Origin of the sequence: Citrobacter sp. KTE30 (assembly GCF_000398825.1) — a bacterium.
GTDB lineage: Bacteria > Pseudomonadota > Gammaproteobacteria > Enterobacterales > Enterobacteriaceae > Citrobacter > Citrobacter freundii.
Map to the genome: position 1 here is coordinate 2,391,718 of NZ_KB976055.1, position 15,379 is coordinate 2,407,096.

The following is a 15,379-nucleotide window of genomic DNA, read 5'->3' on the forward strand; positions in this document are numbered from 1 at the left end:
TCCTTAACGGTCTTTCGGGTCGAGGGCATCACGCAAGCCATCGCCAATAAAGTTAAAACAGAACAAAGTGACCACCAGGAAACCTGCCGGAAACAGCAGCAGCCATGGTGAGACTTCCATTGAGTTGGCACCATCACTGAGCAGAGCGCCCCAGCTACTTAACGGCTCCTGCGTACCTAATCCCAAAAAGCTCAGGAAGGATTCAAACAGGATCATGCTCGGCACCAGCAATGAAGCGTATACCACCACCACACCCAGCACGTTCGGCACAATATGGCGGATAACGATACGCGCGGTAGACACCCCACCCACTTGCGCCGCTTCAATAAACTCTTTGCGCTTGAGGCTCAGCGTTTGTCCACGCACGATACGCGCCATATCCAGCCAGGAGACCATCCCGATAGCGACAAAAATCAGCAGGATATTTTGCCCAAAGAAGGTGACCAGCAGGATCACGAAGAACATGAACGGGAAGGAGTTGAGAATTTCCAGCAGACGCATCATCACCGAGTCGATTTTTCCGCCGAGGTAGCCCGACAGAGAACCGTACAGCGTACCGACAACCACCGCGACCAACGCCGCCGCAATGCCGACCATTAGTGAGATGCGCCCGCCAATCGCCACGCGCACCAAGAGGTCACGTCCCGACGAGTCAGTACCGAAATAGTGGCCTGATTCCGTATCCGGCGCACTGGACATCATGCCCCAGTCAGTATCGAAGTAGGTAAACTGCGACAGCATCGGCGCGAGCGTCACGAACAGCGCAATAATTACCAGCACCACCAGGCTTGCTACCGCAGCTCGGTTATGCATAAAGCGTCGACGCGCGTCCTGCCACAGGCTGCGGCCTTCGACCTCCAGCTTTTCACTGAAATTCTCCAGCGCTTCGCTGTTTTTCTTACTTAACATCATAGCGAGCTCCAGTATCAGTAACGAATTTTCGGGTCGATAACGGCATACAGCACATCGACAATCGCGTTAAACACGATGGTCAGCGTACCCACCAGTATGGTCAGACTCAGAACCAGCGAATAGTCGCGGTTTAACGCGCCGTTGACGAACAACTGACCAATGCCAGGCAAACCATAGATGGTTTCAATAACCATCGAACCAGTGATAATGCCGACAAATGCCGGTCCCATATAGGACAGCACTGGCAACAGCGCAGGTTTTAACGCATGGCGGAAAATAATCCGCCGCATCGGCAGCCCTTTGGCGCGCGCGGTACGAATAAAGTTAGAGTGCAGCACTTCAATCATCGAACCACGAGTAATACGAGCGATACTGGCGATGTAGGCCAGTGACAAGGCCACCATTGGCAGGATCATAAATTTCAACGCCCCACCGTTCCAGCCCCCGCCGGGCAGCCATTTCAAGGTTATGGCAAATATCATGACCAATAAGGGAGCGACCACGAAACTGGGGATAACTACCCCAGTCATTGCCACCCCCATCACCGTGTAATCCCAACGTGTATTTTGCTTCAGCGCGGCTATCACCCCGGCGCTAACGCCGACGAGTACCGCCAGAATAAAGGCTGCCGCACCCAGCTTCGCAGAAACCGGAAAACTCGAAGCAACGAGGTCGTTAACCGTGTAGTCTTTATATTTAAAGGATGGTCCAAAATCGCCATGCGCCAGCTGTTTCAGATAGCTGAAATACTGCGTCGAGATAGGATCGTTAAGATGATATTTCGCTTCAATATTCGCCAGCACCTCTGGCGGTAACGCGCGTTCCCCGGTGAATGGGCTTCCGGGCGCAAGGCGCATCATAAAGAATGAAATCGTAATAAGAATAAACAGCGTCGGAATCGCTTCCAGACAGCGACGTAATATGAATTTTAACATTGCCCGTACCTTCTGGCGTGTGCCTTTATACCTCTTTAACCCCGACGTTCAGGTAAAGCGGTATTAATAGTTCGAAGAAAAAAGACACTGTGGGGCAAAAATGATTGCCCCACGTCTTGCCATTAATGCTTGATAATATACAAGTCTTTAACGTGGATATTATCCATCGGGTCTTTACCGGAGTATCCGCCAACCCATGGTTTCACCAGGCGGGCATTGACATAGTAATAAACCGGTACAATCGCAGAATCTTTATCCAGTTGCTGTTCCGCTTTCGAATACAGTTCGCTGCGCTGCGCTTCATCAGTCACTTTCAGCGTATCCGCAATCAGCTTATCAAATGCCGGGCTCTCATAGTGGACGGTATTATTGGAGCTGTCGGACAGCACCATATTCAGAAAGGACGTCGGTTCGTTATAGTCCGCACACCAGCCCGCACGTGAAACATCATAGTTGCCCTGATGGCGCGTATCGAGGAACGTTTTCCACTCCTGGTTTTCCAGCTTCACATTAGCACCCAGATTTTTCTTCCAGATAGATGCCGCGGCAATAGCCAGCTTCTTATGCAGATCTGAAGTGTTATACAGCAGGTCAAAGGTCAGCGGTTTCTCAGCGGTATATCCGGCCTCAGCCAGCAGTTTCTTCGCTTCTTCATTACGCTTTTCCTGAGACCACTTGAACCACTCTGGCTCAACCAGTTTCGCGCCATCGGTGTATGGAGGAGTAAAGCTATACGCCGGCAGGTCACCCTGGTTTTTCACTTTATTGACGATAATGTCACGATCCAACGCCAGCTTCAGGGCGGTACGAACACGAACATCGTTGAACGGTGCTTTCTGGTTATTGATTTCGTAATAATAGGTGCACAGATACGGGTCAACGTGGACTTCGTTCGGGATCTCTTTTTTCAGTTTCTGGAATAACTCAATCGGCATGTTGTTATAGGTCATGTCGATTTCACCGCTGCGATAGCGGTTAACGTCAGTCACTTCAGAAGAAATAGGCAGGTAAGTTACCTGGTTAATAACCGTTTTGGCGTTGTCCCAATAGTTGGTATTACGCTCAAGCACAATGCGCTCGTTCACAACCCAGTCTTTCAGTTTATACGCACCGTTAGTAATGATGTTAGCGGGCTGGGTCCACTTCTCGCCGAATTTTTCAACAGCAGCTCTAGGAACCGGTGAAACGGAAGAGTGCACAAGCAGTTTGTAGAAATAAGGAACAGGTTCGCTGAGGGTGACTTCAAAAGTATGATCGTCGAGAGCTTTTACACCGAGATCGGTGATCGGTTTTTTACCGGCGATAATATCATCAATATTGACGATATGACCGTACTGCAAATAACTGGCGTACGGTGATGCAGTATTTGGATTAGCCAAACGTTGCCAGCTATACACGAAATCTTGCGCGGTAACAGGCGTGCCGTCAGACCACTTAGCATCTTTACGCAGATGGAATGTCCAGACTTTAAAATCTTTATTTTCCCATTTTTCAGCCACGCCAGGCGATGGTTTGCCATCGACATCACTGATTAATAAACCTTCAAATAGGTCACGGTTAATGTTGGATTCAGGTACACCTTCGATTTTGTGGGGATCGAGTGACTGCACTTCCGAACCGTTATTACGCACCAGAGTCTGCTTTTCAGCAAGCTGCACACCCGCTGGCACTACTGCCGCCGTGGCAACATTTCCAGCGACTAGCGCAGTTAAGATCCCCGCAGCTACTAAACTTTTTTTAGTGATGTTAGTCATTGTGTTGTACTCCCTCATTATTATGGCTGGTTTTTTAACCAGACTGTTAATCCTGTCAGGATCACTGTACGGCACCGGAGATTTTCTGCCGTCAGGTCGTTTTTTGTTTTACTGCTTGCTATCACCGACTTTATTTATTCTGGCGGTTCGTATGACTGCCTTACGTCGATTATCTACGTGCCTCCCCTGCCGGAAACACGCTATTACCCTGTTGAGAGAAACTAACTGCAAATGATTCTCATCAACGTGAATTCTTCTGCATAATACCTGGCCGGAAAGTATCAAATGCGTTTCTTAACCGCCAATACATTTTACAAATTTGTTAACCAATTCTCTTTTATTGGAAATAAATCTCACAAAGAAAGTCTTACGAATGAAGGTTTTCTATAATAAACCCATGAAAAACAATAAATTACATCAAGACAGGTGTTAACTACCCTGTCAGGTGTCAACACCACGTCAAAATGCACATAAATTTAACAATTGGTTATTAATTAGCACATTCAACTGAAAAAAACGCTGAAATAACTAATAACATTTCGATAATCCTACAGCAAGCCCCAGAGTATGATGTTAATTAAATAACAGCGATATCAGGCTCTCTCTGGCAGATGGATGAGTGTTACATTCATAAAATCAATGAATAAACAAATGAATAACCATCAGCATTTTTTATTATCACTATGCTGATTTTCAACTTTAGTGAGAAGTTTTACTGATAATGAAAGGAAACGGAGCCGGGACCGACTCCGTTTGTACAGAAGAGAGATATCAGGCCAGCAAACCTGGGAAAATGGATTTGATACCTGTAACAATGAATTCGATACCCAAGGCCATTAACAGTAGCCCCATAATACGCGTAATGACGTTGATGCCAGTTTGTCCCAACAGTCGTACCAGCCATGGCGCCATGCGAAACAGCCCCCAGCAGCACAGGGCAAACAGCGCAATCGCGACAAAAAAGCCAAACAGGTTAATCGCACTGTGATATCGCGTACCCCAAACAATAGTTGAGCTTATCGCCCCCGGTCCCGCCATCAACGGCAATGCCAACGGTACAACGCCGATACTCTCACGGATTGCGGTTTCTGATTTTTCCTGTTTGTTTTGTTTATCTTCCCCTAGTTTTCCGCTAATCATTGACATCGCGATAGTCACAACCAGAATGCCGCCGGCAATCCTGAACGAATCTATTGAGATACCGAAAAGTTGCAGAATACCATCACCAAGAAACAGCGAAGTCCACAGAATGATAGCGACTGACAGGTTTGCCGTAAGGTTGGTTTTGTTTCGCGCTGCAGCAGTTTGATAACTGGTCATACTGATAAAGACAGGGATGATCCCTACCGGGTTGACCAACGCAAATAACCCAATGAAAAATTTAAAATAGACAGGAAAATCAAATAGCGTTTGGATCACGGTTAGCTCCGAAGCGTTAGCCGGATAAAATGAGTCATAAAAATTGATAAAATCCGCGCTGAAGATACGCCTTTTGTCAGCATACTTCACCTTCTATCTTCGTATATCTACGTAAATACGCTACCAATACTCAGTGTTATTAATATGTATTAATTATGCTAACGTTATTAGCATTCATTACGTCAATTTATTAACACTTGACGAGAAACGCTAAAAGGGCCTGCTGAAAGGTGTCAGCTTTGCGAATTTTTGATCCAGATCACGCAATTACTACTCAGAAGTGAGTAATCTTGCTTACGCCACCTGGAGGTAACGCGTTAGAGTTAACTGGCACTAGCGTATAAGCTCTTTTAGTAAATCAAAGTAAAGTGGACGTTAATTAACCGTTTGATTTTCAAACCGTTACACAAATTTTCGTCGGTCTGTCTATACTCTCGTATCGAGCAGATGATTTACTAAAAAAGTTTAACATTATCAGGAGAGCATCATGGCTGTTACTAATGTCGCTGAACTTAACGCACTTGTAGAGCGCGTAAAAAAAGCCCAGCGTGAATATGCCAGTTTCACTCAAGAACAGGTTGACAAAATCTTCCGTGCCGCCGCTCTGGCTGCCGCAGACGCTCGAATCCCTCTCGCGAAAATGGCCGTTGCCGAATCCGGCATGGGTATTGTCGAAGATAAAGTGATCAAAAACCACTTTGCTTCTGAATACATTTACAACGCTTACAAAGATGAAAAAACCTGTGGTGTGCTGTCTGAAGACGACACTTTCGGTACCATTACTATTGCGGAACCAATTGGTATCATCTGTGGTATCGTTCCAACCACTAACCCAACTTCTACTGCGATCTTCAAATCACTGATCAGCCTGAAGACCCGTAACGCCATCATCTTCTCTCCGCATCCGCGTGCAAAAGATGCAACTAACAAAGCAGCAGACATCGTTCTGCAAGCAGCAATCGCTGCTGGCGCACCGAAAGATCTGATCGGCTGGATCGATCAACCTTCCGTTGAACTGTCTAATGCGCTGATGCACCACCCGGACATCAACCTGATCCTTGCGACCGGTGGTCCAGGCATGGTTAAAGCGGCATACAGCTCCGGTAAACCGGCTATCGGCGTAGGCGCAGGTAACACCCCTGTTGTTATCGACGAAACCGCTGATATCAAACGTGCTGTTGCATCTGTTCTGATGTCTAAAACCTTCGATAACGGCGTAATCTGTGCTTCTGAGCAGTCTGTCGTCGTGGTTGACTCTGTATATGATGCAGTACGTGAGCGTTTTGCGACTCACGGCGGCTACATGCTGCAGGGCAAAGAGTTGAAAGCAGTCCAGGACGTTATCCTGAAAAATGGCGCGCTGAACGCAGCTATCGTTGGTCAGCCGGCATACAAGATTGCTGAACTGGCAGGCTTCTCCGTACCAGAAACCACTAAGATTCTGATCGGTGAAGTGACGGTTGTCGATGAAAGCGAACCGTTTGCGCATGAAAAACTGTCTCCGACACTGGCAATGTACCGTGCGAAGGACTTCGAAGACGCAGTCATTAAAGCTGAAAAACTGGTTGCGATGGGCGGTATCGGTCATACCTCTTGCCTGTATACTGACCAGGACAACCAGCCAGAACGTGTTGCTTACTTCGGCCAGATGATGAAAACCGCACGTATCCTGATCAACACCCCAGCTTCTCAGGGTGGTATCGGTGACCTGTACAACTTCAAACTCGCACCTTCCCTGACTCTGGGTTGTGGTTCCTGGGGTGGTAACTCCATCTCTGAAAACGTTGGTCCTAAGCACCTGATCAACAAGAAAACCGTTGCTAAGCGAGCTGAAAACATGTTGTGGCACAAACTTCCGAAATCTATCTACTTCCGTCGTGGCTCTCTGCCAATCGCACTGGATGAAGTGATTACCGATGGTCACAAACGTGCGCTGATCGTGACCGACCGCTTCCTGTTCAACAACGGTTATGCAGACCAGATCACCTCCGTTCTGAAAGCTGCTGGTGTTGAAACCGAAGTGTTCTTTGAAGTTGAAGCTGACCCGACTCTGACCGTTGTTCGCAAAGGTGCTGAGCTGGCTAACTCCTTCAAACCAGACGTAATCATCGCGCTGGGCGGCGGTTCCCCGATGGACGCCGCGAAAATCATGTGGGTTATGTACGAGCACCCGGAAACTCACTTCGAAGAACTGGCGCTGCGCTTTATGGACATCCGTAAACGTATCTACAAGTTCCCGAAAATGGGTGTGAAAGCGAAGATGGTCGCCGTCACCACCACTTCCGGTACCGGCTCTGAAGTGACTCCGTTTGCGGTTGTTACTGACGATGCAACTGGGCAGAAATACCCGCTGGCAGACTATGCGCTGACTCCGGATATGGCGATTGTTGACGCCAACCTGGTGATGGATATGCCGAAGTCCCTGTGTGCGTTCGGTGGCCTCGATGCCGTCACTCACGCTCTGGAAGCTTACGTTTCCGTACTGGCTTCTGAGTTCTCCGACGGTCAGGCTCTGCAAGCGCTGAAACTGCTGAAAGAAAACCTGCCGGCGTCCTACCATGAAGGTTCTAAGAACCCGGTAGCACGTGAGCGTGTACACAGTGCAGCAACCATCGCCGGTATCGCGTTTGCTAACGCCTTCCTGGGTGTATGTCACTCAATGGCGCACAAACTGGGTTCTCAGTTCCACATTCCTCACGGTCTGGCGAACGCCCTGCTGATCAGCAACGTTATTCGTTATAACGCGAACGACAACCCGACTAAACAGACTGCATTCAGCCAGTACGACCGTCCGCAGGCACGCCGTCGCTACGCTGAAATCGCAGACCATCTGGGTCTGAGCGCACCGGGCGACCGTACTGCCGCGAAAATCCAGAAACTGCTGGGCTGGCTGGAAGAAATCAAAGCTGAGCTGGGTATTCCTAAGTCTATCCGTGAAGCTGGCGTTCAGGAAGCTGACTTCCTGGCACACGTGGACAAACTGTCTGAAGATGCGTTTGATGACCAGTGTACTGGTGCAAACCCACGTTACCCGCTGATTGCTGAACTGAAACAGATCCTGCTGGATACATACTACGGTCGTGAGTACAGCGAAGGCCAGACCACCGCTAAGACTGAAGCAGTAGCTGCACCGAAAGCAGAAAAGAAAGCGAAGAAATCCGCTTAATTTTCTCAGATAAGTTTTAGTTTCACTATAAACGGTCCCAGTTGGGACCGTTTTGTTTCGTCTTGTGTTATGAAAATTGAGTGATCCCCAATTTAACCATGTGAATAGAATGGGACGGTAAGAGATGTATTCAGGAAGATGTGAGAATAGCCGTCAGAAGAGAGTCTGACAGGGTAGAGAATATTGACGAATGTCCCGGCCTACCCTGTGTTTATAAGCGCTCAGAAGCCTGCAGGTTAATCGTGGCTGTGTCGTTCTTGTATCGCCGTCAGAGAGCCCTCAGACTGCGCCTGTTTGTAGTGTTTACGGCATACCGACACATAGCGTTCATTCCCGCCAATAACCACCTGCTCGCCCTCGTTATAGGGCCTTCCAGACTGATCAAGACGTAAAACCATGCTGGCCTTACGCCCACAGAAACAAATGGTTTTTAATTCAACGAGCTTATCTGACCACGCAAGCAGGTATTCGCTGCCGCCAAATAATTCACCACGGAAATCTGTGCGTAAGCCATAGCACAACACAGGAATATCCAGCCGATCGACAACTTCAGATAATTCATAAACCTGTTGTCGAGTCAGAAACTGCGACTCATCAACCAGTACACAGTGAATTCTTTGCTGCTCATTTTCAGCACGAATCTCTTCGTACAAAGATGAATTTTGGTTAAACAATTTTGCAGGCGACGACAGACCTATACGTGAACTTACTTTTCCAGCACCAAAACGGTCATCAATTTCCGCTGTATATACAACAGCACGCATCCCACGTTCCTGATAATTGTACGAAGATTGCAGCAATGCAGTCGACTTACCGGCATTCATTGCAGAATAGTAAAAATATAGCTGTGCCATTGACCAAAGGCCCTCACATGGGGAAATAAATATGCGCGGGATTGTATCATATTTCACGAAAGTGTCGGTGTAGCGTTGCGCCCAAAGGCGTATAAATGCGCGGGCAACCTCGCTCAGTGCCGCCTGAATTTAAGTAGCAGGTTGTTAGAGAGCATACAACCATCGACCATACGGCCCGAGCTCGGACGCGTATATACACTCTCTTTCGCAAATAGTGCTCATGAAATTTATCAATGTCACTTATCATCATACGGCAATAAAGAAACCCTTCCCATATTGTTATTGAATCTACCCACTCTCACCATGTATTAGCGAATTCACGTAAGCAAAACTAATACAAAAGGTTGAAATCACTGCAAAGAGATACTATTTGTACACCATAAAATGTGACCTGAATCTTGAATTTCTACTCTCAACCGCTGAGAAGCCCCCTCGCCAATAAGCCTTTTTTATGCCCAACATCATGGGGAATTTAAGACAGGAGAATTAATTCTGTTACTAAATAAAGCGCAATTTTGAATTCCTTACATTCCTGGCTATTGCACAACTGAATTTATCGCTCTATTATTAGCTCAACAAACCACCCCAATATAAGTTTGAGATTACTACAATGAGCGAAGCACTTAAAATTCTGAACAACATCCGTACTCTTCGTGCGCAGGCAAGAGAATGCACTCTGGAAACGCTTGAAGAAATGCTGGAAAAATTAGAAGTTGTAGTTAGCGAGCGTCGCGAAGAAGAAAGCGCTGCTGCCGCTGAAGTTGAAGAACGCACTCGTAAACTGCAACAATATCGTGAAATGCTGATCGCTGACGGCATTGATCCGAACGAACTGCTGAATAGCATGGCTGCTGTTAAATCTGGCACCAAAGCTAAACGCGCTGCACGTCCGGCTAAATATAGCTATGTTGACGAAAACGGTGAAACTAAAACCTGGACTGGCCAGGGTCGTACACCGGCAGTGATCAAAAAAGCGATGGAAGAGCAAGGTAAACAACTGGACGATTTCCTGATCAAGGAATAATTCAGAAATACGTTGCTTAAAATCCCGCCATTGGCGGGATTTTTTTTACTGGTACTTCGCTCAGCCCTACTCGGATTAGGTATAAAAAAACGGCGCTGTTAATACAGCGCCGTTCTGACCAGATAATACCAGAAGGTTACTTCTTAATACCCATCTCGTCTTCCAGCCAGGCTTTAAATTCAGCGCCGAGAGTATTATGGCGAATACCATATTCGACGAACGCCTGCATATAGCCCAGTTTATTACCACAGTCATGGCTTTTGCCCTTCATGTGATAAGCTTCAACCGTCTCTTTTTCAATCAGCATATCGATTGCATCTGTCAGCTGAATTTCATCACCCGCTCCCGGAGGGGTTTTAGCCAGCAGAGGCCAGATATCGGCACTAAGAACGTAACGACCCACAACGGCCAGATTAGAAGGCGCTACATCAGCTTTTGGTTTTTCAACCACGCCAACCATCGGGACGCTTTCGCCCGGGGATAATTCAACGCCTTTACAATCAACAACACCATAAGCCGTAACATCTTCTACCGGTTCAACCATAATCTGGCTGCTACCTGTTTCATCAAAACGATGAATCATTTCGGCAAGGTTGTCGCGGGATAAATCAGATTCGTATTCGTCAAGAATTACGTCCGGCAGGATTACAGCAACCGGTTCATCGCCAACCACAGGGTGCGCGCACAATACTGCGTGGCCCAGACCTTTTGCCAGACCCTGACGCACCTGCATAATAGTCACATGCGGCGGGCAAATAGATTGCACTTCTTCCAGAAGCTGACGTTTTACACGTTTTTCCAGCATCGCTTCAAGTTCAAAGCTTGTATCGAAGTGGTTTTCAATAGAATTTTTAGACGAGTGAGTTACAAGTACAATTTCAGTGATGCCCGCAGCAATACATTCGTTTACGACGTACTGAATTAATGGCTTATCAACCAACGGTAGCATCTCTTTCGGGATTGCTTTCGTAGCCGGTAACATCCTGGTTCCTAATCCCGCAACTGGGATAACGGCTTTTTTGACTTTTGAATTAAGGGCAGCCATTTAAAACTCTCCTGGACTGTTCATGTATTGAACGTGTTCATCATTCTGTATCGCATCCGAGTATATCAGTACAGCGACAAACTTCTGGTCTGAAAAGGACGCGCGTCGGTATAATTAAGATAAATACGAATAAATCTGGCGCTGATAGTAGCACTTACAGCACGGGGAGGGTGAACCAATTTCATTTGCACGCCTCTCAATTGTTCATTCCGCAGACAACATCAAGCGCAGACGCCCTCCCGCCCCCCATATTTGGCATTGCCATGACTCACAATGTTGGCTCAACTGATTAAGATACGTATTACCTAAGGTACCCAGCGGAACGCCATTGCTGATTTGCACTTGGTGGGAACCTGTATTTAATGTCGCATTCAGCCCTGCAGATACCAGAATCAGATTTTTTAATCCGCTGTGGTAATACCCCACCAGCAAGGGAAACTGCCCTGGTAAATTTGCTTGCCGCAACAAATGATTTACCTGTTTCAATAACGTACCTAACTCCGGCAACCGCTGATTTTGTTGTGTCAGTTGCTCCTGCAGTAGACCATTAAATAGCGCCCGCAATAATAATGCAGCCAAAACACCATTATCCCCTGCCCGCGTCACATCAAGGCAATAGAATGCAAGGTCATGATCCGACAGCGGCGCAATATCCAGCACCAGCCCCGGTTGGTCCGCTACTACCAATTGTCGATAGTTAATGCGACAGTGCGAAATCACTTGCGACACTGGAGGCTGTAATTCTTTTAGCAGCTTCGCGGCGGCGGCAGGATCGTCCACCATCGCATCCCAGTCGCGAAACAGCCGCTCTTCTTCTTCTACGCGTGAATTAAACATGTTGGGATAAAGACATGCAAAGACGGTTTCTCTCAAGCGATTAAGGTCTTTCACCGGCTTCAATAGGACATCATCCACCCCGAGTCGTAGCGCTTTGGCTATGTCGGACATGTTTTCCGTCGCAGAAATCACCAGTATCGGGGTCTGATCGCCACGATTGCGTAGATACTCAACCAGTTTGAGGCCGTTCATTCTTGGCATAGCCAGATCGCAAATCATCAGGTCTGGTGTGAAGTGTCCAAGTAGTTCAAGTGCTTCAAGCCCGTCGCCAGCCACCGCCGTTGTCGCTCCCAAAGAGGAAAACCATGAGTCCATGAGTGAGCGAAATACCGGCTCATCCTCAACGATAAGAATCTGTTTTCCGACCAATGGCTGCGTCATATTCTCCCCCCTGACTGGCTTTAATAAATAGTGGCATGCTATTGCCACTCACGCCTGTCAGAATTAGCTTAAGTGTTGATAAAAAATGCGTTAGACGTTGGTTTTCACCAGGGGTAGAAGTTCATCCATTTTCTTCTCGACCGCCAACTGCCCGGCAGCAATTGCTGCACTGGCGCGGTGAAAATCCAGCGTGGATATTTGTGGACAAAACGGCTGAATCAGTATGTCTGGAGGGTCGCCGGCCATGCGGTTACGTTTCAGACGATTTTCCAGAACCTGAATAGACGTCGTCATGATCTCCATCGCCGTCGGTGCCGTGACCGCACGCCTGGCCGTAATATTGCTCAATCGCTCTTTCAGACGGGCATGCCATGAAAGCTCGTCAGCATCATTACCCGATTCGGCATCGCTATTGACGTTGAAGGAGAGTAAATCTTGTTGCATGAGATGCGCATCGTGTTGCAGGTCGACCGCGATAACAATATCGGCCCCCAACGCACGAGTCAGGGATACTGGGACGGGATTCACCACCGCGCCATCGACCAGCCAGTAACCATTATGCGCCACGGGAGACATCAGACCAGGAATACTACAGGAGGCTCGGACAGCCAGATGCAAATCACCTTCGGTAAACCACAGCTCCCGCCCCGTACTCAGATTAGTAGCAACTGTTGCGAAACGGCGTGTGCATTGCTCAATTGCTTCTACCGGCATGACATTACGGTACTGATTGAATACCCGTTCACCGCGCAGTAAACCTCCCCTGCGCCACGAGAGATCCATCAGCCGTAAAACATCCCAATAGCTGAAAGAACATACCCACTTTTCAAGAGCAGGCAACTTATTGCAGGCGTAGGCAGCGCCAACCAGCGAACCGATGGAGCACCCTGCCACGATATCAACATCGATGCCCATATGCTTAAGGGCTTTAATAACCCCAATATGCGACCAACCTCGCGCCGCGCCGGAACCTAGCGCCAGCCCAATTTTTATTTTTCTCATTATACGTACAAACTTCCCCTGGCTTGCAGACGTAGCAACATCGCTACCGCTCAGTTAACATAGTGCCACTCTGGCGTTTTTACGCCGTTTTTATATTCCAGGGAGTACTTTGTGTCTCAGCTTTGTCCCTGTGGTAGCGCTGTCGAGTATAGCCTATGTTGCTACCGTTATGTGTCCGGCGCGCAAGTAGCACCTACGCCGTCACACCTCATGCGTTCTCGTTACTGTGCTTTTGTGATGAAAGACGCAGATTACCTGATCAAAACCTGGCATCCAGATTGTCATGCGGCCTCGTTTCGCGACGACATTATCGCAGGATTTAGTCATACAGAATGGCTCGGACTGACCGTTTTTGAACAAGAGACGGCAGACACAGAAGATATCGGCTATGTCAGTTTTGTCGCGCGGTTTTCTGAACAAGGTAAAACAGGTGCAATTATCGAGCGCTCTCGTTTTTTAAAAGAAAACGGTCAGTGGTACTATATAGACGGTACACGCCCTCAAATTGGACGAAACGATACCTGCCCTTGTGGCTCCGGTAAAAAATTTAAAAAGTGCTGCGGCTAATCAACGCCCGACAGTATCAATTTTGCAAACATTCTCAACAGGATCACCGCTGCAAATGCATTCATTACAAAGAAAAGTGCTGCGTACTATTTGCCCGGACCAAAAAGGTCTGATCGCGCGCATTACGAATATCTGTTACAAGCATGAACTGAACATCGTGCAGAACAATGAGTTTGTGGACCACCGCACCGGACGCTTTTTTATGCGCACCGAACTGGAGGGCATTTTTAACGACGTCACGCTGCTTGCCGATCTGGACAGCGCCTTACCTGAAGGCTCAATTCGTGAATTAACCCCAGCAGGCCGCCGCCGCATCGTCATTTTGGTCACTAAGGAAGCGCATTGCCTGGGCGATCTGTTAATGAAGGCCAATTATGGCGGGCTGGATGTTGAAATCGCCGCGGTGATCGGCAATCACGAGACGTTGCGTCCTCTGGTTGAACGGTTTGATATTCCGTTTGAGCTGGTCAGCCATGAAGGTTTAACACGTGACGAACATGATCAGAAAATGGCTGACGCTATCGACGCCCATCAGCCGGACTATGTCGTGCTGGCTAAATACATGCGCGTTCTGACCCCGACATTTGTTTCACGCTTCCCAAATAAAATTATCAATATTCACCATTCATTCCTGCCAGCATTCATTGGTGCTCGCCCGTACCATCAAGCTTATGAGCGCGGCGTGAAAATCATCGGCGCGACGGCCCACTACGTAAATGATAACCTTGATGAAGGCCCAATCATTATGCAGGACGTGATCCATGTTGATCACACCTACACTGCCGAAGATATGATGCGCGCGGGTCGCGACGTTGAAAAAAATGTTTTAAGCCGTGCGCTGTATCAGGTTCTGGCTCAGCGCGTCTTTGTTTACGGTAACCGAACGATTATTCTGTAATCGATTGATAAGTTAATTGGTTACCTTTACATCTTTACGTGTAAAAATCAGGCAACCAGTTCTTTTTTATCAACGGAATGCTTTACAGGGGCGCATCATTTGATATGATGCGCCCCGCTTCCAACGGAAGCAGGCCAGTAATTAGCATTACCCCGTGGTGGGGTTCCCGAGCGGCCAAAGGGAGCAGACTGTAAATCTGCCGTCATCGACTTCGAAGGTTCGAATCCTTCCCTCACCACCATTATTTACTACAGCGATGTAGTTATCCCGGTGAGCAATACAGAAGTTTGCACTTGTCGGGGAAGGGTGAGAACCTTCGATTAAGGTTCGACTCGAGCGAAAGCGAGAAAACGTTGCCAACGGCAACGGCCCGAAGGGTGAGGAGCGAAGCGACGAATAATCCTTCCCCCACCACCATTCATTCTTTTAGACTCACAAAATTAGTATACCCCTGGTGGGGTTCCCGAGCGGCCAAAGGGAGCAGACTGTAAATCTGCCGTCATCGACTTCGAAGGTTCGAATCCTTCCCCCACCACCATCACTTCATAAAGCACCAACACAAAATCAATCTGCAATGCCCCAAAT

The 15,379-nt window shown here is 47.9% G+C and carries 12 protein-coding genes, 2 tRNA genes and 1 other RNA gene; 7 read left to right on the forward strand and 8 right to left on the reverse strand.

Going from position 1 to position 15,379, the window contains the following annotated elements; all coding sequences use genetic code 11:
- Window positions 1–3: 3 nt before the first annotated feature.
- The 4 genes from oppC to ychE form a co-directional block, all read right to left on the reverse strand.
- Entirely contained in the window at window positions 4–912 is a 909-nt protein-coding gene (gene oppC, locus WC1_RS11715; protein ID WP_016150343.1) for an oligopeptide ABC transporter permease OppC, read from the reverse strand.
- A gap of 14 nt (window positions 913–926) precedes the next feature.
- Window positions 927–1,847, reverse strand: coding sequence for an oligopeptide ABC transporter permease OppB (gene oppB, locus WC1_RS11710; RefSeq protein ID WP_003020708.1), 921 nt, complete (start codon window positions 1,845–1,847; stop codon window positions 927–929).
- Window positions 1,848–1,969: 122 nt separating this feature from the next.
- Window positions 1,970–3,601, reverse strand: a complete 1,632-nt coding sequence (gene oppA / locus WC1_RS11705; RefSeq protein WP_016150344.1) for an oligopeptide ABC transporter substrate-binding protein OppA — start codon at window positions 3,599–3,601, stop codon at window positions 1,970–1,972.
- A gap of 771 nt (window positions 3,602–4,372) precedes the next feature.
- On the reverse strand, window positions 4,373–5,020 hold the full coding sequence (gene ychE, locus WC1_RS11700) for an NAAT family transporter YchE (RefSeq protein ID WP_003020714.1): 648 nt from the start codon (window positions 5,018–5,020) through the stop codon (window positions 4,373–4,375).
- A gap of 487 nt (window positions 5,021–5,507) precedes the next feature.
- On the opposite strand from ychE, the gene adhE reads away from it, so the two are divergent.
- Window positions 5,508–8,186, forward strand: coding sequence for a bifunctional acetaldehyde-CoA/alcohol dehydrogenase (adhE, locus tag WC1_RS11695; RefSeq protein WP_003020717.1), 2,679 nt, complete (start codon window positions 5,508–5,510; stop codon window positions 8,184–8,186).
- 236 nt (window positions 8,187–8,422) lie between these two features.
- Here adhE and tdk read toward each other — a convergent pair whose 3' ends face one another.
- Entirely contained in the window at window positions 8,423–9,040 is a 618-nt protein-coding gene (gene tdk, locus WC1_RS11690; RefSeq protein ID WP_003020720.1) for a thymidine kinase, read from the reverse strand.
- Window positions 9,041–9,650: 610 nt separating this feature from the next.
- Here tdk and hns point away from each other — a divergent pair.
- Window positions 9,651–10,064, forward strand: a complete 414-nt coding sequence (gene hns / locus WC1_RS11685; protein ID WP_003020723.1) for a histone-like nucleoid-structuring protein H-NS — start codon at window positions 9,651–9,653, stop codon at window positions 10,062–10,064.
- A 136-nt stretch (window positions 10,065–10,200) separates the two neighbouring features.
- Here the strand turns inward: hns and galU are convergent, their stop codons facing one another.
- The 3 genes from galU to rssA form a co-directional block, all read right to left on the reverse strand.
- Window positions 10,201–11,109, reverse strand: a complete 909-nt coding sequence (gene galU / locus WC1_RS11680) for a UTP--glucose-1-phosphate uridylyltransferase GalU (protein ID WP_003020727.1) — start codon at window positions 11,107–11,109, stop codon at window positions 10,201–10,203.
- Window positions 11,110–11,313: 204 nt separating this feature from the next.
- A complete protein-coding gene (gene rssB, locus WC1_RS11675; RefSeq protein WP_003841305.1) occupies window positions 11,314–12,327 on the reverse strand; it encodes a two-component system response regulator RssB in 1,014 nt (337 codons plus the stop codon).
- A 90-nt stretch (window positions 12,328–12,417) separates the two neighbouring features.
- The gene (rssA, locus tag WC1_RS11670) at window positions 12,418–13,329 is read right to left on the reverse strand and encodes a patatin-like phospholipase RssA (RefSeq protein WP_003020732.1); all 912 of its coding nucleotides are present in this window, start codon (window positions 13,327–13,329) and stop codon (window positions 12,418–12,420) included.
- 111 nt (window positions 13,330–13,440) lie between these two features.
- On the opposite strand from rssA, the gene WC1_RS11665 reads away from it, so the two are divergent.
- From WC1_RS11665 to WC1_RS11650, 5 genes are all read left to right on the forward strand, one after another.
- Window positions 13,441–13,896 carry a YchJ family protein gene (locus WC1_RS11665; protein ID WP_016150345.1) on the forward strand — a complete coding sequence of 152 codons (456 nt, stop codon included), beginning with the start codon at window positions 13,441–13,443 and terminating at the stop codon, window positions 13,894–13,896.
- 55 nt (window positions 13,897–13,951) lie between these two features.
- Window positions 13,952–14,794: a formyltetrahydrofolate deformylase gene (gene purU / locus WC1_RS11660; RefSeq protein WP_003020737.1), complete on the forward strand. Its 843-nt coding sequence runs from the start codon at window positions 13,952–13,954 to the stop codon at window positions 14,792–14,794.
- Between the two features lie 156 nt (window positions 14,795–14,950).
- Window positions 14,951–15,035: transfer RNA gene (locus WC1_RS11655), tRNA-Tyr, on the forward strand.
- Between the two features lie 44 nt (window positions 15,036–15,079).
- A non-coding RNA gene (locus WC1_RS23725) (RtT sRNA) lies at window positions 15,080–15,211 on the forward strand.
- Between the two features lie 36 nt (window positions 15,212–15,247).
- Window positions 15,248–15,332 (forward strand) — tRNA-Tyr (locus tag WC1_RS11650).
- Window positions 15,333–15,379: the final 47 nt, after the last annotated feature.

Excerpts from the sequence above, each read along its gene's own strand:
- oppC (WP_016150343.1), bottom strand. The coding sequence starts at position 912 with ATGATGTTAAGTAAGAAAAACAGCGAAGCGCTGGAGAATTTCAGTGAA.
- rssA (WP_003020732.1), bottom strand. The coding sequence starts at position 13,329 with ATGAGAAAAATAAAAATTGGGCTGGCGCTAGGTTCCGGCGCGGCGCGA.
- purU (WP_003020737.1), top strand. The coding sequence starts at position 13,952 with ATGCATTCATTACAAAGAAAAGTGCTGCGTACTATTTGCCCGGACCAA.
- oppA (WP_016150344.1), bottom strand. The coding sequence starts at position 3,601 with ATGACTAACATCACTAAAAAAAGTTTAGTAGCTGCGGGGATCTTAACT.
- oppB (WP_003020708.1), bottom strand. The coding sequence starts at position 1,847 with ATGTTAAAATTCATATTACGTCGCTGTCTGGAAGCGATTCCGACGCTG.
- rssB (WP_003841305.1), bottom strand. The coding sequence starts at position 12,327 with ATGACGCAGCCATTGGTCGGAAAACAGATTCTTATCGTTGAGGATGAG.
- hns (WP_003020723.1), top strand. The coding sequence starts at position 9,651 with ATGAGCGAAGCACTTAAAATTCTGAACAACATCCGTACTCTTCGTGCG.
- galU (WP_003020727.1), bottom strand. The coding sequence starts at position 11,109 with ATGGCTGCCCTTAATTCAAAAGTCAAAAAAGCCGTTATCCCAGTTGCG.
- adhE (WP_003020717.1), top strand. The coding sequence starts at position 5,508 with ATGGCTGTTACTAATGTCGCTGAACTTAACGCACTTGTAGAGCGCGTA.
- tdk (WP_003020720.1), bottom strand. The coding sequence starts at position 9,040 with ATGGCACAGCTATATTTTTACTATTCTGCAATGAATGCCGGTAAGTCG.